We start from the raw sequence: 18,722 nt of genomic DNA, 5'->3' as shown, positions 1-18,722 counted from the left end.
ATGATTGCACCTGTCGTTAAATTGTTCAAAGCCTTGAACACAAACTCGCATCCGGGAGAAATAGCCCATGCGGCAAGCATAGGAATTTTGCTTGGGTTTGTACCGAAAAATAATGCGCTTTGGTACATTCTCTTTGTTTTTTTTCTGTTTGTCCGTATCCATAAGGGCACTCTGTTTTTGAGTATTTTACTGGGAACCCTTATAGCCCCTCTTTTTGATCCGCTTTTGGATGCGCTCGGGTATGCGGTGTTAAACATCGGAGCTTTAAAACCTGCGTACGCGGCTTTACTGGAGATTCCCTTTGTCGCATTTACGAAATTTAACAACACGATTGTTGCAGGTTCCCTTACTGCAAGCCTGATACTGTATATTCCCGTATACATCTTAACAAGATTTCTTGTATCCGGATGGCGAAAATTCGCCGCTCCGGCTCTTGCGCAAAACAAATTCGTTCAAGCCCTGTACAAAACTCCCTTAGCTGCCAAAATAGCCGGCTTTTTTACCGAGGTGGAATTATGAAAAAAGAACAAAAAAAAGTTCCCGCAAAAAGACTGCCTGCGCTTTTGAAAAAATCCTATACGGAAAAAGCGCTTGAAAAAAAGCTTTTAAAAAAGCTGTACATAAAAACCGACCGCGATTTTTTAGCCGCCCAATTTACGGCCGACGAAAAAGATCCGCTTAAAAAGCGCATTGCCGTAACCGAGTATCCGGACGCCGACTTTATACGCTTAAAAAATCTTGCAAAGCAAATAAAGCGTCAAAAAGGGCGCATAAAACTTATTCCTTTAGCGGCTGCCGCAGGCTTTATCGGTGCTGTAATTATCCTTACAGGACTTTTTAAAAATCCGATTGCAAAGCGTGTTTTAATAAACGTACTGCAAAAAGCCGCCGGAGCAAAGGTGGAAATCGCATCGGTCAATGTGGGAATTTTCAATTCCGCTTTAACCGTAAACGGCTTGGCGGTGGCGGATAAAAATGCGCCGATGAAAAACGTGTTCGAAGCCCAAAAGCTCGAAGCCGACTTTAACCTTGTGCAGCTTTTAAAAAAGCGCTTTGTCTGCGAAAATCTTGAAGTATCGGGTATGGCCTTCGGCACCGAGCGCAAAACCTCGGGTGCTTTAGCAAAGCGTGAAAAAAAGGTAAAAAAAGACAAAAACACGGATAAGGCCGAACCGGGTAAAACCGCAGCCTTTATGCAGGCACAGCAGCAAGCGGCTTTAGCCGAAGGACAACAAATTCTTGACTCGATGTTTGCCGCTTTAAATCCGCAAACCTTTTTGGACAATGCCCTTAAGCAGTTAAAAACGCCCGAAGAAGCGCAAAAGGCCCAAGAGCTGGCCGAACGGCTGATTCCCGTGTGGGAAAAACGCCCCGCCGAATTGGAAAGCTCCGTAAACGATTTCCGCTCAAGTGCCGAAAAGGTGCTTTCGCGCGATTATCAGACGATAAAAGACATTGCGGAAATCAAGAGTGCTATAGAAGACTTAAATACGGCTATTCAAAACGGGAAAAAACTGTCCGCCTTAACCGAATCGACCGTCAAAGAATTGCAAACCGACAGCAAGGCGGTAAAAGATGCCGCCCGGCGCGCATCGGATGCGGTAAAATCGGATACGGCCTTTATCAATAAAGAAATCGGTAAAATCAAATCCTTTACGGTTGCCGACGGCAAAAACATATTTTCTCAAACGCTGAAAGCCGCCGCTTACGGTGCCTTAGGTAAATACTATCCCTATGCCGAAAAGGCTATGGAGCTGCTTTCGCGCGAAGATTTACAAAAAAAGACTAAAAAAGAAGTTAAAAAGCAAAGACAGCGGCGCATGAGGGGCCGCACAATCGAATATAAGGCCGACGTGTATCCGCGTTTTTTGATACAAAGGATGTTTGCAAGCGGCACGGGTTTTGAAAGCCTCCTCGGCGATATTTCAAGCGATCCGGACTTGTGGGGAAAGCCCGTTTCCTTTGAAGGAAGTTTAGATGAAGGGGCGGCCGGTTTGGGAACGGAACGAACGCATAAGGCGGACGGAATCGTCAATGCGGGAAAAAAATTAAAAGACCCGCTTTTTAAAGCTTCTTATACCGGAAGCGGCTATAAAGTTTCGTTTAATCCCGCATCCGTCATAATACAGGCGGCTGAAGCTGCAGGCGGCGCCGTAGATACGGCGGGCATTCCTTCTTTTGCAGGAAGAGCGGCAATACGGGCGGGTATAAAAGCCGAAAAAGACGGACGCTTTGGAATCGAGGCGGATTTCGACTTCGACAAGGTACTGTTAAGCGCCCAAGATTTTGAGCCGGCCTTTATTTCGCGCATATATAACGAATCACTTGCGGCCGTACGGAATTTGCGGTTCAGTGTACAAAGCGAGTTTTCGTCTTCCGGCGCACGTATGGATATTCAAACCGATGCCGACAAGGTGTTTATCGCCGCCCTTCAAAAAGGCATAAACAAAGAACTTGAAACGGTAAAAAAACAGGCGGTGCAGCAAGCTCAAGCCGAATTGGAAAAATATACGGGGCCTTTAAACGACAAACTTGCAGTCTTCGGCGGCATAGAAAAAGGTATTATAAGTCAAAAAGAAGCGGTCGATTTAATTCAAAAAGAGCTTGAAAACCGCAAAAAAGAATTGACACAGCGTGCCGAAAATGCGGGAAAAGAAGCGCTTAACAAAGCGAAAGATAAGGCAGTCGATGCCGCCGCAGAAAAAGCAAAAGAAGCCGCCGGAGATGCCGCCGGCAAAGCTTTAAAGGGCTTATTCGGCCGATAGCCGATAGGGGCGGATAATGCAAAAGGTAACATGACAAGTAAGATAAAGCAGCTATTGTGCAGAAATAAACATGAAAATAAATGAACTTCTTCAAAATTTACAGCTAAATTGGCAAGAAGAACTGCAAAAAGATGAATGGTTTTTTGCAAAAGAACGAGATAAAATAAATAATTCGTTTACGGCAGAAGAATCTTTTAATGCTATAATGGAGGTTGTATTTTTTATACAGTCTGAAATAAATATTTATTTATGTACTGAACTTATTAATATTTTATATTTACTTATACGAAAAAGCGATACCACGGAAATCCCAAAAGGCTTTGTAACTAATCTTCAAGTTTTGAAGAGAAAATTAGCAAAAGATATGTATTCATTGAATATCATAAAAGAAATCGAATCCTATTATAGAATATTTATGGAAACATAAAATTATGAAACTGTTTTTGAATGAAAAAGAGGTACGGAGTGTCAATCTACTTATAGATGTGATTGAAAATACGGAAAACGATTTTGATATTGAAATAAAACATAATGAAAAAAATTGGATACAATTTTTCAGAGAGAATACATATGTTTCGGTTGCAAAGTTTCAGGATGGAAAAATATATTATTGCAATGAATTGCAAAGTAGGAATATCAAAGAACTTATTGATATATACATAAGGAACCCTGCTTATCTTCAGTTGCGATGGAATACCCAAAGTGAGAAAACAAATAAAAATAAACAATCGTTGAAAACAACATGTTCTTCAGTACGAAATATATTTTTGATTTTTTTATTGTTGACAGTTATTCAAATTATTTTACTTTTAATAAGGGAAGGATATCAAGGTTCAATAATAATGAAACTATATAAATTCTATTTCAATCCTGCAATACATCCGAAGCAAAAAAGCTTACCTATTTTTACGGTAACGACTTTTTTATTATATATTATATATATAATAAAACTGAAAGTACAAAAAGCAAAGGCAAACCGCGTAAATACCTGTTCGAAAGGTTAGAAAAAAATGACCATATAAAGGGGGACGAATACGAGAGAGTAGAATACACGCCCTACGGAGAATACTGGATAGAAAAAAGAGCACCGGAAAATAAGACCCTGCCCTTTAAATTTACCGGCAAAGAACGGGACGAGGAAACAGGCTTATACTACTACGGTGCCAGATACCTGGACGCTAAAACGAGTAGATGGCTGACCGCCGACCCGGCGTTATCCGATTACATACCGCTTGCGCCAGTGAATGATGAGGCAAAAAAGCATAATCAAAACTTACCCGGAATGGGGGGAATATATAACACGGTAAACATGCACCTGTACCACTATGCGGGGAACAATCCGGTGAAGTATACGGATCCGGATGGAAGAATGATTGCTGAATTAGCGATGACTCGGTTGATTATCGAAGTTGGAAAAGCTGAAACTCAAATTATAGGTGCAATTTACGATTTTATTTCTCAATATAAAAAAATGAAGGATGAAAACGTAATTGGAAATGATCATTATAATCATGCGATGGCAAATAGCAGAGCAACATTGCGTGGAAAATATGGAAAAATGACTGCTCAAATTTTGAGTTTCGTGCGAGAAGTGACAGATGTACTTCGCAAAGGTGACACAGATATGGATATTAGAGAAGATAACATTGCGAATAGATATGGTAGAGAGATAAAGCCTGGAGAGAAACCCGAAGAACACAATGCGATTTTCGATACTCGACAAGGTGGACAACGGGCAGACTTAGAGGGAATAGCATCTAAGGCAACTCCTAAAACTGCAGCTGAATTTTTGAAATCCTATTTTACGCGAGATGTTTATGAAAAATAAATGTTGCATTTTTCTTGCTATCATAATTATTTTTTTTAATTCTTGCTCAGAATATAAAACGCAGACATACAATAACTTAACTAATCTAGATGGTGGGCAGTCAGAAGATTGGATTCCTTTTTTTCTATTATCCGATGATAAAACAAAAGAAATGGTCTATAATGTTTATGAATGTCATGATTTAGATACGAATCAAAGTTGGGGATACTTTTTTATAAGTGATGAAAAAAACATATTTGAGAAAAGCGACTATTCTCAGCAAAAAAGAGATTTTAATATTCAACAAATGAGAAAACGTTTGCGGAAAATAGGTTGTTTTGAAGATTTAGATAATTATATTTTGATTGATTCCGATAGTTTTTTTTATTTTTTGTTCAAAGAAGAAAATTCGGAAAGATTCTTTTTCTATGGCAAATATAAATAAGAAGATGGAAATTTAGAATTTATTGATATGATAGAAAATTATGTAATTTTACGAAATCTATTTTGAAAAATGCTTGTAGCCCCGAGTAAAGTGAATACTTTTTATTGTTCAAAAATTATTTTTTTACGCTAGACAACAGGATTTTTGTATCATACAATAGTTGAAGGTAGTTTAGAAACGTTTAGATAAAAGCGTGAGGGATTGAAGCGGTGTGCAAGCGGGCATCTTAAATATCGCTGCCCGCTTGCGCTACATTGCTTTAAGTTCGCACATTTGAAAATGTGCTCACACTTAAAGATGTTATCGAGCGTAAGCGGAACCCGAAAAGCGGTTCAACACTGTACTTTCGTGTACCGTGTTGAACATGAGTTTCACATAGGTGAACCTCGCAATAAGTAATGTAATTGTGCCATCCATGGCACGCAGCCGATAAAACCTTACAGCTAAAGGGGAACGTTTAAACACAGCGTCGAAAATAGATGTTTTCTGTGGTTGACGAATTTAAAGGAACGCCCGTATAATAAAGAATATGGAAGCAGGTAGGCGAGTTTTTTCAGACGCAACACAGAACAGTCCGAGCGGCTGTAAAAAACTCGGTAAGCACGGCTCACGCAAGAGAGCCGTGCGACGAAGTGCACACCTCATAACAGACTATAAGGGGGACGAATACGAGAGAGTAGAATACACGCCCTACGGAGAATACTGGATAGAAAAGCGCGCTTCCGAAAACAGAACCCTGCCCTTTAAGTTTACGGGAAAAGAGCGCGACGAGGAAACCGGACTGTATTATTACGGAGCACGTTACCTAGACGCTAAAACAAGCAGGTGGCTGACAACAGACCCGGCGTTATCCGATTATGTTAATGCAAAAGAATCTAATTCTACAAGCGGTGGAATATATAATTCTATTAATTTCAATTTGTATCATTATGCAAATAACAATCCAATTAAATACCTAGATCCTGATGGAAGAGAAGTTGATTATAAATTTATTGCAAAACATGAAGGTAAACAACAGCTGAATGGTTATGTACCTACGAACAAGGATGGCAGTGCAATCGGTCGAAGTGGAGTAACAATTGCGACAGGTTTTGATATTGGACAGCATAACTCTTATGATTTAAATCGTATTTTTGGGAGGAGTGATACAAACAAAGATTTAAAAGAATTATACACTCCGTATTTGGACAAACGAAAACAAGATGCCATTGATAAATTGGCAGAAATACCACTTTCAGTAACCCAAGAACAAGCTAACAGAACAGATGCTGCTGTTTTTTCGCAAAAATTAAAATCTATAAAAGATGCGTTCAATGGTGCAAGTAAAAATAAAGATGTAAATTTTGACAATTTGCCAGATAATGCACAGACTGCTTTATTTTCGTTTGCATATCAGAATGGTTCTGGCGCAATCCCTCAAGATTTGGTTGATAAATTAGTTTCGGGAGATTATTCGGGTGCTGCAGATATCCTAACACAATATGGAAAAGACCATGGATATGCAAATCGACGAAATGCAGAAGCAGGTTTATTAAGACAACTCCCAAATCAAAACACAAGTACTGCCAATTAAGGAGATTCTCATGAGAAAACTTATGCTATGTTTTTTAATGTATTTTTCAATTGCTTATGCAAAAGAGCATTATGTTTCTATAAATTATATTGCACAGCCTAATAATTATAAGTTTATTGATTTTGTTCAAGTTTCTATGAATTCTAAAATTGATGATAGTGTGGAAATTAATATTCAGAAAACATTATTTCCTCTATCTCATATTGTAGGAAAAACAGTTACGGCTTACAAAAAACATGATAAATATGAGTTTAATTTTATTGATGGTTTTGAGAATAAGGTTTTTGGATATATGCAGTTTTTATCATCAGATTTGATTGAGTTTTTTATTGATTGTAAAGAATTTTCAGATGAGGGTAAGGATTTAGCTCGTCTTTATGGAGATACGTACTTGCTAATAAGAGCTAAAAATCTTATTGATCCAGATATTTTTAATTCTTTATCAACTGAATGATTTCCTCTAAAACTCAGGAGTTGCTCCCGCAGATTCACACAACAAAAAGCGTGTTTTTTCTTCGGTATGGCGTATAGGCACGGCATTTTACGTCCGTTTAAAATGCTTAAACGGAACACCTGTGTGCGTTCAGTTGTTCTAAAAATATTTTGCAAGCCTGCGGCAGCGACTTTTGCTAACTCGTTAAATAAAAAAATAGAATTACCGCAACAGCCTGTAGACAACAGGATTTTTGTATCATACAATAGTTGAAAGAAGGTATAGGAAGTGGCAGAAGGTACGCGAGTTTTTTCAGACGCAAAAAAAGGCAGTCCGAGCGGCTGTAAAAAACTCGGTAAGCACGGCTCACGTAAGGGAGCCGTGCGGCGATGGGAGGGATATACAATACGATGAACTTCCATTTGTACCATTACACGGGTATCGGGCAGCGAAGCGACAGCGCGCTTCAAGCCAATAATCCGATTAAATATACTGACCCGGATGGAAGAAAGCAAAATTTTGCACAAAAAGCATTCTCCAAAGCATTAAACTATGTTGCAAGGCATAATGAAAAAGTAGCAACTTTTATAAAAGATCATACAAATGTTTCAATTACACGTAATGTATATGAAGGAAAAGAAATACATGCAACATGGTCGTCATATAATTATGATGAAACAGATACTTATTATCAAGACAATTTGTCAGTAGAAGTTTGTGGAATTCCTTTAAATAATATTCAAGTTCAATCAACCGCAGATCATCCAAGTGGAGTTGATGATACTATACCAGCAGGAACAAAAGCGAAAGCTGATGTTGGAAAAAATGGTGCAACTAAACCCTTTATAAAGGATACTTTATTATTTGATGATAAAGGGGATTTTTTACATCCACCAGCTCCTGGTCAAAGTAAGCCTGGTTCAGAAGGTTGTGTTGTAACTGAAAATGATGCTGATAATCGTGAAGTTATGAATATTTTAAGAGATGATCTTGGAATTCAAAATGGCAATGAACAAGTAAATTATTCTGTGCAGAACAGTAATTTTTTCAGAAATCTTTTTAGAAAAGGAAATTTAGATGAATAGAAAAGTATTATTTTTAGTTAGTTTGTTATTAGCTTTTTATATAAATTGTAATGCAAAAGAATTGAAAGGTTTTGGAAATCCAAAAATTGGAAAAATTATAAAAATCGAACAGTGTACAATTAATTCAAAAGAAAAAGATGGTAAGATTTATCCGGAGTATGAAATAGAGTTAATATTAATAAAAAAAGTTTATATTGAAAAAATAGTGATAAAAAGTAATTATTTATTTGGACAAAGTCTTAAAATTATAAATACTGAGATGATAGAACTTGATGCTTCTAATGATGCGATTAGTGAGCTTAATAAAATAGGAAAATGTAAGATAAGAATAAACTTAAGTGCTATTGAAAAAGAGGCTTTCAAAGAAAAGAATTCATACGGTCAACTAAATGAGGAACGAATCTCAAATATGTTTGTTTATTTAAAGTATAAGTAATTTTTTTACTTATAGGCTGTTTAGTGCATTTTTGATTTATCGTCTGATAATCCAGAGGTTTCAAATCATATGGTTGGATTATCAGAAGGTCCCGATGAGAATGGAGTGTTTCATAATATGACTCCAACAAGTAATGGAGATATTAATCGGGGAATAAATATCCGAGATGATAATGCTTATAGAATTGAAAATTTAAAAGAAATTCGTGTGATTTTTTTGGAGGATTAAATTTATGAAAAAAATAATATTCTTACTCAGTTTTATTTTATTATATATTCCATGTTTGGCAGAGTCAATTGCAGTTCGTCAGAATTTTGAAACTATGCAATATGAAATTTATTTAAATAAAGAAATAGTAAGAACTTTCCCATTCAGTTCTTTTTGTGGGTATCAAGTTATCGATAGCAATATTTATTTTGTGAGTTTCAGAAATTCAAGGATATCAGAATATGGCAATTTATGTTTTTTTGATTGTAAAAAAAAGAAATTGGTTTATACAAAAATAGAAACCGGTTGTTCTTTTTTTGTTACAACTGATTTAAAAGTTCTTACAAGTTCTTTGTGTAACATTGAAAATAATTCTGAAATATCAGATGTTTTTAACACTGATTTTTCTAAAAAAATGCCATTAAATTTATCAATCTATAATTTGGAGAATGAATCCTTAATAAAAACATATTCGTTTGATAAAAAAAGAGAACTTCAAAAATTTCAGATAAGAGATTTGTATTTAGAATTTACTCCTCAAAAGGGATATTTGTTAGTTGAATATGGGGTATTAGATAGTAGTTATAAAATATATATAGGAAAATTAGATATGCAAACCTTTGAACTTAATTAAGTCGTTGCGTAAGGGCTTGGAAAGGTGCGAAAACGTTTTTTCAAAAACGTTTTCGCAGTACACAACAGCACGGTAATTTCCGTGCTGTTGTACCGCTAGCCTTGTAAAGCCCGACCCTTTAGCAGTCAAGGCCTTGCAGCTAAAGGGAAACGCCCGTATAATAGAGGATATGGCAGAAAATACGCGAGTTTTTTCAGACGCAACACAGAGCAGTCCAAGCGGCTGTAAAAACTCGATGGCACGTCTCACGACAGGGAGCCGTGCGACATGGGCACTTGTGAACGAAGAGAAGATACAACAAAACAGCCACGGCCTGTTCCAAAGAAAATATGCGTGGAATGAAAAGAATTTACTCAAAGAATCCAGCGACAGCCGCCATACGGTGTTTTACCGCTATGGAGCGGACGGACAGCGTGCCGTAAAGAGTTCCGAGCAAAGCGAAACCTTATACTTTAATACCATGTGGTCATGGATACACAACTCAAGCGCATACAACACCGACAGGGAAATAAAGCATATTTATTTGGGAAGCGAGCGCTTGGTAACCAGAACAAACGGGGCCGGAAGCGACGGCCACACAAGTACCGCAGAGGCAAGTACCTATTACTACCATTCAGACCATCTCGGCAGCGCGCATCTTATTACCGACTATAAAGGCGATGAATATGAACGCATAGAATACACCCCCTACGGAGAATACTGGATAGAAAAAAGAGCGCCGGAAAACAGAACGCTGCCCTTTAAATTCACAGGGAAAGAAAGAGATGAGGAAACGGGATTATACTACTATGGAGCGCGTTACCTGGACGCTAAAACGAGCAGATGGCTGACCACAGATCCGGCACTGGAGGAGTATATGGCGGGCTCGTCTGTCGGTGAAGGCGGGATTTATAATCAGGTAAACTTTAATTTGTACCATTATGCAGGGAATAACCCGATTAAATATACTGACCCGACGGGGAGGGCGTACACATTTCAGGTAGCAGAACAGGAATATTGGTTTTCATCAGATTTATGTGTATTAGATAAAGTTTTTGATGACTTTATGGGGCTAATACCTTATAGTTCGTTATCAAAAAAATTATTTAATGCGACCTCAGCTTTGAATAGAATAGATGAAACGTCAAATATTGAGATTTTAAAATCAACAGGGAATGATTTTGCTTTAAGTATGATGGACATGTCTGATAATAGATATTTAAAATCATTTGGAAAAGCTTTAAATAAAATTAATATTGCTAAAACGCTCTATACAGCTGTCAAAGATTTATTAAATAACCAAACTGTTGGTAGAGAACAATTTATCGAGAACGAATTTTCTAATGTTTTGAAAGGGACCTCGCGAAAGAATGTTGAGTTGCTATATGCATATGCGAAAAAACATATAGATGATTTTATAGATTGTGGATATATAACACTTGATATTGATAAAAAAGGTGTCTTAAAGAGTTATAAAATTAATAATCAATATGCTGTAGATAGGTTATATTGTGATTTGAAAAATTTGCAATTGAAACTGAATCTTGGAAGTCCTAATGAATAGCAATATGATAAATAAAATTTTGTATTCAATAGTAATTTTTATTATTGTTGAAGTTGTCTTTGTAATTGTTTTCATAGTCAGATATTTCTGCTATAAAACTTTATTTTCTAAAATCGATATAGTTTTATTTATCATGGGTTCAATTCTTTTTTTTATAATTTCAATATATCTTAATTTTTAAGGGTTGCATCGATGGGGAAGTCAAGTTGATCTGCTGCTGAAATACGGTCGAAATTGGGTAAAAGTTGTAAAAAAAACATCAGAGGAAGCGGATATGCAGCTATGATTGAAAAAATAAATAAACAGATGAAATGAAAATAAAACTATCTGCGTAAGGGCTTGGAAAGGTGCGAAAACGTTTTTTCAAAAACGTTTTCGCAGTACACAACAGCACGGTAATTTCCGTGCTGTTGTACCGCTAGCCTTGTAAAGCCCGACCCTTTAGCAGTCAAGGCCTTGCAGCTAAAGGGAAACGCCCTTATAATAAAGAATATGGCAGAAGGTAGGCGAGTTTTTACAGACGCAACACAGAACAGTCCAAGCGACTGTAAAAAACTCGGTAAGCACGACTCGCGTAAGAGAGCCGTGCGACGAAGTGCACACCTCATAACCGATTACAAGGGGGATGAGTACGAGAGAGTAGAATATACCCCCTACGGAGAATACTGGATAGAAAAGCGCGCTTCGGAAAACAGAACCCTGCCCTTTAAGTTCACAGGGAAAGAAAGAGATGAGGAAACGGGATTATACTACTACGGCGCCAGATACCTGGACGCTAAAACATCACGCTGGCTGACCACAGATCCGGCGCTGGGGGAATATGTTTCAGGAACGGAAAAAGGTGAAGGCGGGATTTATAATCAGGTAAACTTTAATCTTTACCACTATGCAGGGAACAATCCGGTGAAGTATACGGATCCGGATGGAAAGGTGTTTTGTCTTGTCACTGCAGGTATAGGCGCAGGAATAGGATTTGCATATGGTGCTTATAAATCTTATACGGAAACAGGTGCTGTCGATTTAAGAGAAGCCGGCAAAGATGCTCTTATCGGCGGAATAATCGGCCTCGGATTGGGTGCTACAGCAGCTGTTGCATTAACCGGTTCTGCAACTGCAAGTGTAACAGCTGTTGCCGTTTCTGCAAAAGCGGCTGTTGCTGTTACATTTGGTGCGGGTGGTACTATTACCACTATGGGAGAAAAGGCTTGGGGCAATTTACAACGTGCAGAAGAATTTGGAATACAGGCATATTCTGATTTAAGAAATGCCATTGCAAATACAGGCTTACAAGCCCATCATATAATTGAAAAACGCTTTCTACCAGCATTACAAAAATTAGGTTTGACGGCGAATAAAATGCTATCTGTTGCAGTAACTCCGGAAGAACATCAAGTGTTTACTAACGCTTGGAGAAGTTTTTTCAAATATGGGAAAACAAAGTATGAAGAACTTTCCGTATCACAGATATGGGAGCTGCACAAAAAATATATGCAGAGTATCCCGAATTATTGAAAGCAGCAGCTCAAACATTAGGATTAGAATAATGACTAGAATATATCGATATATTTTTAATACCAACAAGGATGATCCTAAGAGAGAGATAAGAGAGTATTTAATTTATCATAAGATTAAATATTCTGAAGATTTGCTTTTAATTTTTGAGATTTCTCAGGATAGAGCAGATTTTAAGGACATTGAAAAATTTTTAGATACGAGAAATGGAAAGGTAATACAAATCAGACTTGAATATTCTAAAAAAGAACTCACTGAAGCAAAATATTTAAGAATATGGCTAAGAAAATATTCCGGCTATCCTCAGCCTGAAACGATTGATGTTAAGAATTCGTATATAAATTATACTTATGACATTACGAATTTTTGCCCAATCTGCGGCAGCGGACTTATTCAGAGAGATTCTTTTTATTTAAAGAAATCTTTTAATATTGAAAAAGTCAGGATCGGCGGAGTTTACTGGGTCTATGATACTTTCTTTATTACAAACGAGCTTCGAGACTTATTTGTAAAAGAAGGATTTTCAGGGATAGAATTCTTGCCGGTAAAAAATATAAAAACAAAACAGATTATTGACAATATTGTTCAACTTAAAATTAATCCTGTTTTTCCGCAGAAATTGAAATATAATGTAAAAAACGTCATTGTGTGTAAAGCTTGTAACCAAAAAAAAGATTTGAAGAAAGACGACGCTGAAATTTTTGCTTCAAAAGAAATCATAAAAGATTTAGATAAAGATTTTTATTTGTCGCAAGAATGTACAGGTGACGGTCTTTTGTGCTGCAAGCGTGTTATAATTTCAAATCGTGTTTACAAATTTTTTAATGAAAACAAGATTAAAAACATTTGTGCTGAACCGATAATGTTTGAATAATTTCTTTTAGATCCGGTAATTTTTATAAAAACTGCAGAGTCGCCGCTGTAAGCTTCCATACCGAAAAGTTTACTTTTTATTTCAAGTGTTGTTTAAGCGTTACTTCAAAACTCTAACAGAGACACAAAATAATTCTATACAACTGAAAAAAAGCATTTTACAATTCGTCGTTGGTCGGTTATAATAAAACGATTTGAAAGGGATTTTCTGCAAGATATTCCCATGAAATATTTTGCAGTGTTGTTCTTTGACAATTCAGCAGCGGCTCAAAATCATGGCGTTTGAGCTGTAGGAAAAGCGTATTCGGTAAGAGTATACTTTTCCTACAGAAGCTGTAAATAAGTCTCTTGCATATAAAAAATCTTCCTAAAATAATTTGAGGTATTTTAGAAGCGTTTATGTAAAAGCGTGAGGGATTGAAGCGATATGGCCGTGCGTGAAGTGCTTGCATTAGAACAACACGGCCATACAAGCAAAAAGCCCGACCGCCTGTAAGGCGAGCACGCCCATACAAAGAAGGTATAGGAAGTGGCAGAATATAGGCGAGTTTTTACAGACACAAAACAGAGTCGTCCAAGCGGCTGTAAAAAACTCGGTAAGCACGGCTCACGCAAGAGAGCCGTGCGGCGGTGGGAGGGATATACAATTCCTGAAAGTAAAAGGCGGAGATACGCCGGGAAGTCAACTGATAAGTAAATTACAGGCCACTAAAAACACAATAACAATTCAAGAGGGACAGCCGGGCGTTAAACCTAAATCGATAGCGGATGCCTCTATAAAAGGAAAGGGGACTGATTCAACCGTATCTTCATAATGCAGAAGGTACAAAAGAAGCTGATTGGAAAGCTTTTAACTATGAATTGGATGGTGTCCTAGCCGGTGAAAAACGTTCGGGGGATGCCGAAATATCACGATGGAAAGGGTCTTCTTACCCAAGAGAAGAAGCAAAAACAATAGGAATAGGTGAGTATAAGGATGAGCAGATAACTGAAAATTCATTACGGAGACAAATGGGATATGATGAAAGAGTCAGTCATTAAAGAAACGGGTATTTTTCTTTTTATGTTGTCGGTTTGTGCTTTTTTTTATGCGCAGGATACATATGAACGGCGGCTCGAAAAAAACAGCGAACGTATTTTTCTTGAAAATTATTATTATTCGGGAGAAAATGTGTGGGGAACATATGCGCTCATATATGTATATTGCATTGACGGTTACTATGAATTAACCGATACCGATGTGGATTATCGAGTGATAGGTAATACACGATATTTTTTTTGTGCAAAGATTAAAAGCCCGGACAAAAAAGCATCGACAAAAATAGCGGATAAAAAATTACCGCTTGAAGATTTTATAAAAGAATATTTGCTAAAAATTGAGGGTAAAAAGTATTACATGCTTCGTGATGATTTGAGGGATCCGTTATTTAGTTCCTTAGATGAGATAAATGCAGTATTCTTTGCTGCACAATATAACTACGATTTTCTTCTTTTGGGCGAGGATGGGAAAGGTATATACTTGTATTTACCGAAAGATTATCCGAAAATAAAAAAACGAAGGAGAAAATAAAGCACAGGTACGCGAGTTTTTTCAGACACAACACTGAGCAGTCCGAGCGGCTGTAAAAAACTCGGTAAGCACGGCTCACGTAAGGGAGCCGTGCGGCGAAGTGCCCACTTAATAACCGACTATGAGGGGAATGAATACGAACGCATAGAATATACCCCTTACGGGGAATACTGGATAGAAAAAAGAGCGCCGGAGAATAAGACATTGCCGTTTAAATTTACGGGAAAAGAAAGAGACGAGGAGACGGGCTTATACTATTACGGTGCCAGGTACCTGGACGCTAAAACATCAAGGTGGCTGACAACCGACCCGGCGTTATCCGATTACATACCCATGGCGCCGGTGAATGACAACGCCCGTAAGCATAATCAAAACCTGCCGGGCATGGGCGGCATCTACAACAGCATAAATATGCACTTGTACCACTATGCGGGGAACAATCCGGTGAAGTATACGGATCCGGATGGGGAATCAGTAAAAAGTGGTTTATTAAAAATGGGGTTAGCTGCATCTGAGATTGTAGGCGGTATAGCTTTAGCTGGTTCTACAGGAGGGGTAGGAGCAGTCGCTGGGACCATAATGATTTTAGATGGAATAGGTCGTTTTGCATTAGGTATGGCTGATTTTACAGCAAGTTGTGCTGAAAATAAAGGAATACAAACAACAATAAAAAGTGAGAATATACCTTCTTCTATTGGAGGAATGATAGGTGCTACTATTGATAAAAAGAATAAAGAATGTTTTACTGACACCGGAAAAATAGGTCCTAATCAAAAACTTGGAGAAAAAATTAATGCCGCAGTATCTTATATGGCGAATACTTATGATTATGTAAATACTATAAAATCAACACCAGAAGTAATTAATACCGGAAAAGAAGCATTTTCAGTTATTAAAAATGAAGTATCACATGTATATGATACTGTTGATACAGCAACAACTATTTGTAAGTAGGAGTAAACAATGTTTGAAAAAATTTTTAATGTTTTAATACCGCTTTTCGGAGCAATCATTTGTATTGCTTATTCAATAACAATAGGTAAAAAAAATAAAAAATTTACCAGAAGAAGTAAGGTCCTTTTAATAAGTGGGTGTGTAATAATATTCTTTATAATATTGATATTATTATAGTATCGGTCATGATCCAAAGAAAATATGTGTGGAACGAGCGCAACCTCATGCAAGAAAGTAGCGAAAACAGGCAGTCGGTATATTACCGCTACGGAGCTGACGGGCAGAGAGCTTTAAAGAGTTCAAACCAAAGTGAAACCTTGTATTTTAACACGATGTGGAGCTGGCTGCATAACAGTAGTGCCTATAACACCGAGCGGGAGTCCAAGCACATCTATTTGGGAAGCGAACGCTTGGTAACCCGGACAAACGGAGCCGGCACACAGGGTAACACATACACGGCACAGGTGAGCACGTACTACTACCACAGTGACCACTTGGGAAGCGCACAACTTATAACCGACAGTGAAGGAAAGGAGTACGAAAGAGTAGAATACACACCCTACGGAGAGTATTGGATAGAAAAAAGAGCGACGGAGAACAGAACCCTGCCGTTTAAATTCACCGGCAAAGAGCGCGATGAGGAAACGGGACTGTATTATTACGGCGCACGGTACCTGGACGCTAAAACATCAAGATGGCTGACAACAGACCCGGCGTTAGGTGAGTATATACCCATGGCACCGACAAATGACAATGCCCGTAAACATAACCAAAACTTACCCGGCATGGGTGGTATATATAACAGCATAAATATGCACTTGTACCATTATGCGGGCATCGGGCAGCGAAGCGACAGCGAGCTTCAAGCCAATAATCCGGTGAAGTATATTGACCCGGATGGGAGAGTAATCTTCGGGATAAATGCAATTCATAATATGAGTAATTATACCAATTTTCTAGGGAATTCTACTACAGAAACAATTAATTCGCATGGTTGTTATATTACTGCTTTTGCCAATGTTTTTGCATCATCAAAATATTATGGATTACCTCTAATAAATGCTGAAAAGTATGATTCTCCGCTAAAAATTAATAGCGATAAAGCACTGTTTGGAAAAGATTTAGGGGAACTGAAAGGAAAAGATGCTATGAATGCGCTATTTGGTACTGGGAAATGGGATTATTGGACTAAAGATAAACAAGGAGCAGATGGGCTCTTAGAAAAACTTAAAGAATATAAACAAAGTAATAAAGCGTATATGATACTTGGAATATTTGATTTAAGTGAAGATACCCCTAGTGTTAATAATCATATGGTTGGTATTTCGGAACTTCCAGATTCTGAAGGGTACTTTAATTCCGGAATAACCGGTAGTAGTAATGGGGATTATCTACGGTTGATAAATATTCGTGAGAAGTCTGCATATAATATCAAGAATTTAAAGGAAATACGCGTTATCTTTTTAGAGGATTAAATTATGAGAAAATTATCGTTTATATTTATATCTATGTTTGTATACAACATATATTCTTTAGAATTACAGTATACTGTTATTGACAATGGCTTTGATAACAGACTTGAAATATATTCTATAGAAAATGAAACAAAAATCCTGCAGGATATCATTTCCTATGATGTTTTTAATGCTGCTCGGCAATATGTTCTAAATGAGAATTTTTTATTTCTGGTGGGAAATAATAATCTTTTAATTAAATATGATATTTTACAGAAAAAACTTTTTTATACGAAAATACCGTGTGATTACGTATTTTCAGTCTCATGTGATGGAGTATATATTTGCACAACAATAAAAACTAATGTGAAAGAAGAAGCTGATATTAACACCCGGGATATCTTAGGGACTGTAATACATCGAAAACAATTATTTCCTTCTCTTTATGATATAGCTTCCGAAAAAAGAATAAAAGAATTTTATATTACTGAAGTACAGGATTATATAGGAGCTACTATTAATATAAGATTTGATAATAAGAAAAAAGCTTTTTTTGTTTCATATGTAATGGAGTATCCTTATTCAATTTTTTGCGGAAATATTTTTCTGGATAATTTTAGATTTGAACCTGCTGATTAAAATACCAATGAAAAACTGGAATTTATCAAGTATCGATGCGATTCGTTATCCAAGTGAAAAGAACCCCGGTGGTTCAAATTATGCTATAATAAATCCTACAATCTTAACGCCGGAGGCGGTAGAGCCATAATGAATAAATATTTAGATAAGGTAGATAATGGAGAGTATGTTATTTTCCTTCATAATGGGTACAGCCCCTTTAGTTATGGTGTTTCAGTAGATCCGATGCAATTAAATTTTTCTGAATATAAAATTTTAAAAGAATTTCTGATAAAAAATGGAAAAAATAAATTTATTGAAAATTTTGAAAATTCCAATAAGTACGATTTAGAGTTTGACCTTTCTATTTCTAGTATTTTAAATAGCAGGATTTTAACTTTATCACCTCCGGATTGTGTGTCTTATACTTCAGAAGAAGAAGAGATGAATTGCCGGCAAAAGAAAAAGATTTTAATAAACAAATTAAAATCCTGTGACAAGATTTCTGTATGAGTAAGTTTATAGAAATAATGAGGTTGTTTTTGATTGGAACAGCCGCAATTTCACTGTCTACACTTTCTCATTTTTTTATTCGTAAGACATGGAATAAATTAAATATTGTTACAGGAATAGTTCTAATAATATTATGGCTGTTTTTTTCAATTTATGCTGTCATCTTTTTATAATTTAACAAATCGATTTTGATTTGAAAATAAAAAAGGTTGTATAATAATAGTTATTTTTACAATCGATGCTTTCAGCTTTGTTTTCTTTTTTTGTCCTGAGTGCTTCCTTATCCGTTTTTTAAACTCT

General features: G+C 36.8%; 20 protein-coding genes and 2 pseudogenes. All 22 read left to right on the top strand.

The window, feature by feature from the left end; translation table 11 throughout:
* The 22 genes and pseudogenes from H0R92_RS00775 to H0R92_RS00670 all read left to right on the top strand — a co-directional run bounded on the left by H0R92_RS00775 (window position 1) and on the right by H0R92_RS00670 (window position 18,422).
* On the top strand, window positions 1-519 hold the full coding sequence (locus H0R92_RS00775) for a TIGR03546 family protein (protein ID WP_432960168.1): 519 nt from the start codon (window positions 1-3) through the stop codon (window positions 517-519).
* Complete coding sequence (locus H0R92_RS00770) at window positions 516-2,765, top strand: TIGR03545 family protein (protein WP_432960166.1); 2,250 nt, start codon at window positions 516-518, stop codon at window positions 2,763-2,765. The genes H0R92_RS00775 and H0R92_RS00770 overlap by 4 nt, the downstream gene beginning before the upstream one ends.
* Before the next feature lie 70 nt (window positions 2,766-2,835).
* A complete protein-coding gene (locus H0R92_RS00765; RefSeq protein WP_428768159.1) occupies window positions 2,836-3,192 on the top strand; it encodes a hypothetical protein in 357 nt (118 codons plus the stop codon).
* 4 nt (window positions 3,193-3,196) lie between these two features.
* Complete coding sequence (locus H0R92_RS00760; RefSeq protein ID WP_428768160.1) at window positions 3,197-3,769, top strand: hypothetical protein; 573 nt, start codon at window positions 3,197-3,199, stop codon at window positions 3,767-3,769.
* Window positions 3,691-3,918 (top strand): annotated as a pseudogene (locus H0R92_RS00755) (RHS repeat domain-containing protein); the annotation flags it as partial. The gene H0R92_RS00760 and the pseudogene H0R92_RS00755, both read left to right, overlap by 79 nt.
* A 216-nt stretch (window positions 3,919-4,134) precedes the next feature.
* Entirely contained in the window at window positions 4,135-4,593 is a 459-nt protein-coding gene (locus tag H0R92_RS00750; RefSeq protein ID WP_432960164.1) for a hypothetical protein, read from the top strand.
* The gene (locus tag H0R92_RS00745; protein WP_432960162.1) at window positions 4,583-5,017 is read left to right on the top strand and encodes a hypothetical protein; all 435 of its coding nucleotides are present in this window, start codon (window positions 4,583-4,585) and stop codon (window positions 5,015-5,017) included. Before H0R92_RS00750 ends, H0R92_RS00745 begins: the two co-directional genes overlap by 11 nt.
* 529 nt (window positions 5,018-5,546) lie before the next feature.
* A complete protein-coding gene (locus H0R92_RS00740) occupies window positions 5,547-6,590 on the top strand; it encodes a pesticin C-terminus-like muramidase (protein ID WP_432960161.1) in 1,044 nt (347 codons plus the stop codon).
* 10 nt (window positions 6,591-6,600) lie between these two features.
* A complete protein-coding gene (locus tag H0R92_RS00735) occupies window positions 6,601-7,044 on the top strand; it encodes a hypothetical protein (protein WP_432960159.1) in 444 nt (147 codons plus the stop codon).
* A gap of 389 nt (window positions 7,045-7,433) precedes the next feature.
* Window positions 7,434-8,108, top strand: coding sequence for a hypothetical protein (locus H0R92_RS00730; protein WP_432960158.1), 675 nt, complete (start codon window positions 7,434-7,436; stop codon window positions 8,106-8,108).
* Window positions 8,101-8,544, top strand: coding sequence for a hypothetical protein (locus tag H0R92_RS00725; protein ID WP_432960156.1), 444 nt, complete (start codon window positions 8,101-8,103; stop codon window positions 8,542-8,544). Before H0R92_RS00730 ends, H0R92_RS00725 begins: the two co-directional genes overlap by 8 nt.
* Window positions 8,545-8,613: 69 nt before the next feature.
* Window positions 8,614-8,772 (top strand): hypothetical protein, encoded by a 159-nt coding sequence (locus H0R92_RS00720; RefSeq protein ID WP_432960154.1) that lies wholly within the window; start codon window positions 8,614-8,616, stop codon window positions 8,770-8,772.
* A gap of 4 nt (window positions 8,773-8,776) precedes the next feature.
* Window positions 8,777-9,385: a hypothetical protein gene (locus tag H0R92_RS00715; protein ID WP_432960153.1), complete on the top strand. Its 609-nt coding sequence runs from the start codon at window positions 8,777-8,779 to the stop codon at window positions 9,383-9,385.
* Between the two features lie 169 nt (window positions 9,386-9,554).
* Window positions 9,555-10,928: an RHS repeat domain-containing protein gene (locus tag H0R92_RS00710; protein ID WP_432960151.1), complete on the top strand. Its 1,374-nt coding sequence runs from the start codon at window positions 9,555-9,557 to the stop codon at window positions 10,926-10,928.
* A 492-nt stretch (window positions 10,929-11,420) separates the two neighbouring features.
* The gene (locus H0R92_RS00705) at window positions 11,421-12,440 is read left to right on the top strand and encodes an RHS repeat-associated core domain-containing protein (protein WP_432960149.1); all 1,020 of its coding nucleotides are present in this window, start codon (window positions 11,421-11,423) and stop codon (window positions 12,438-12,440) included.
* Between the two features lie 31 nt (window positions 12,441-12,471).
* A complete protein-coding gene (locus H0R92_RS00700; protein WP_432960147.1) occupies window positions 12,472-13,314 on the top strand; it encodes a hypothetical protein in 843 nt (280 codons plus the stop codon).
* A gap of 1,017 nt (window positions 13,315-14,331) precedes the next feature.
* Window positions 14,332-14,883 (top strand): hypothetical protein, encoded by a 552-nt coding sequence (locus tag H0R92_RS00695; protein ID WP_432960145.1) that lies wholly within the window; start codon window positions 14,332-14,334, stop codon window positions 14,881-14,883.
* A gap of 99 nt (window positions 14,884-14,982) precedes the next feature.
* Window positions 14,983-15,360, top strand: a pseudogene (locus tag H0R92_RS00690) (RHS repeat-associated core domain-containing protein); the annotation flags it as partial.
* Between the two features lie 662 nt (window positions 15,361-16,022).
* Window positions 16,023-17,312: an RHS repeat domain-containing protein gene (locus H0R92_RS00685; protein ID WP_432960143.1), complete on the top strand. Its 1,290-nt coding sequence runs from the start codon at window positions 16,023-16,025 to the stop codon at window positions 17,310-17,312.
* A gap of 3 nt (window positions 17,313-17,315) precedes the next feature.
* Window positions 17,316-17,930, top strand: coding sequence for a hypothetical protein (locus H0R92_RS00680; RefSeq protein WP_432960141.1), 615 nt, complete (start codon window positions 17,316-17,318; stop codon window positions 17,928-17,930).
* Entirely contained in the window at window positions 17,914-18,060 is a 147-nt protein-coding gene (locus tag H0R92_RS00675; protein WP_432960139.1) for a hypothetical protein, read from the top strand. Before H0R92_RS00680 ends, H0R92_RS00675 begins: the two co-directional genes overlap by 17 nt.
* On the top strand, window positions 18,060-18,422 hold the full coding sequence (locus H0R92_RS00670; protein WP_432960137.1) for a hypothetical protein: 363 nt from the start codon (window positions 18,060-18,062) through the stop codon (window positions 18,420-18,422). Before H0R92_RS00675 ends, H0R92_RS00670 begins: the two co-directional genes overlap by 1 nt.
* Window positions 18,423-18,722: the final 300 nt, after the last annotated feature.

Origin of the sequence: Treponema sp. OMZ 840 (genome assembly GCF_050937815.1) — a bacterium.
In the GTDB taxonomy this organism is placed as follows: domain Bacteria; phylum Spirochaetota; class Spirochaetia; order Treponematales; family Treponemataceae; genus Treponema_C.
The sequence above is the reverse complement of the archived record's forward strand: the minus strand, read 5'-3'. Positions and strand labels throughout refer to the sequence as shown.

What these genes read in the sequence shown, in the direction of transcription:
- H0R92_RS00740 (WP_432960161.1), top strand. Translation starts at nt 5,547, where the DNA reads ATGGAAGCAGGTAGGCGAGTTTTTTCAGACGCAACACAGAACAGTCCG.
- H0R92_RS00685 (WP_432960143.1), top strand. Translation starts at nt 16,023, where the DNA reads ATGATCCAAAGAAAATATGTGTGGAACGAGCGCAACCTCATGCAAGAA.
- H0R92_RS00730 (WP_432960158.1), top strand. Translation starts at nt 7,434, where the DNA reads ATGAACTTCCATTTGTACCATTACACGGGTATCGGGCAGCGAAGCGAC.
- H0R92_RS00695 (WP_432960145.1), top strand. Translation starts at nt 14,332, where the DNA reads ATGATGAAAGAGTCAGTCATTAAAGAAACGGGTATTTTTCTTTTTATG.
- H0R92_RS00760 (WP_428768160.1), top strand. Translation starts at nt 3,197, where the DNA reads ATGAAACTGTTTTTGAATGAAAAAGAGGTACGGAGTGTCAATCTACTT.
- H0R92_RS00770 (WP_432960166.1), top strand. Translation starts at nt 516, where the DNA reads ATGAAAAAAGAACAAAAAAAAGTTCCCGCAAAAAGACTGCCTGCGCTT.
- H0R92_RS00680 (WP_432960141.1), top strand. Translation starts at nt 17,316, where the DNA reads ATGAGAAAATTATCGTTTATATTTATATCTATGTTTGTATACAACATA.
- H0R92_RS00775 (WP_432960168.1), top strand. Translation starts at nt 1, where the DNA reads ATGATTGCACCTGTCGTTAAATTGTTCAAAGCCTTGAACACAAACTCG.
- H0R92_RS00720 (WP_432960154.1), top strand. Translation starts at nt 8,614, where the DNA reads ATGGTTGGATTATCAGAAGGTCCCGATGAGAATGGAGTGTTTCATAAT.
- H0R92_RS00705 (WP_432960149.1), top strand. Translation starts at nt 11,421, where the DNA reads ATGGCAGAAGGTAGGCGAGTTTTTACAGACGCAACACAGAACAGTCCA.
- H0R92_RS00765 (WP_428768159.1), top strand. Translation starts at nt 2,836, where the DNA reads ATGAAAATAAATGAACTTCTTCAAAATTTACAGCTAAATTGGCAAGAA.
- H0R92_RS00715 (WP_432960153.1), top strand. Translation starts at nt 8,777, where the DNA reads ATGAAAAAAATAATATTCTTACTCAGTTTTATTTTATTATATATTCCA.
- H0R92_RS00750 (WP_432960164.1), top strand. Translation starts at nt 4,135, where the DNA reads ATGATTGCTGAATTAGCGATGACTCGGTTGATTATCGAAGTTGGAAAA.
- H0R92_RS00670 (WP_432960137.1), top strand. Translation starts at nt 18,060, where the DNA reads ATGAATAAATATTTAGATAAGGTAGATAATGGAGAGTATGTTATTTTC.
- H0R92_RS00710 (WP_432960151.1), top strand. Translation starts at nt 9,555, where the DNA reads ATGGCAGAAAATACGCGAGTTTTTTCAGACGCAACACAGAGCAGTCCA.
- H0R92_RS00725 (WP_432960156.1), top strand. Translation starts at nt 8,101, where the DNA reads ATGAATAGAAAAGTATTATTTTTAGTTAGTTTGTTATTAGCTTTTTAT.
- H0R92_RS00735 (WP_432960159.1), top strand. Translation starts at nt 6,601, where the DNA reads ATGAGAAAACTTATGCTATGTTTTTTAATGTATTTTTCAATTGCTTAT.
- H0R92_RS00700 (WP_432960147.1), top strand. Translation starts at nt 12,472, where the DNA reads ATGACTAGAATATATCGATATATTTTTAATACCAACAAGGATGATCCT.
- H0R92_RS00745 (WP_432960162.1), top strand. Translation starts at nt 4,583, where the DNA reads ATGAAAAATAAATGTTGCATTTTTCTTGCTATCATAATTATTTTTTTT.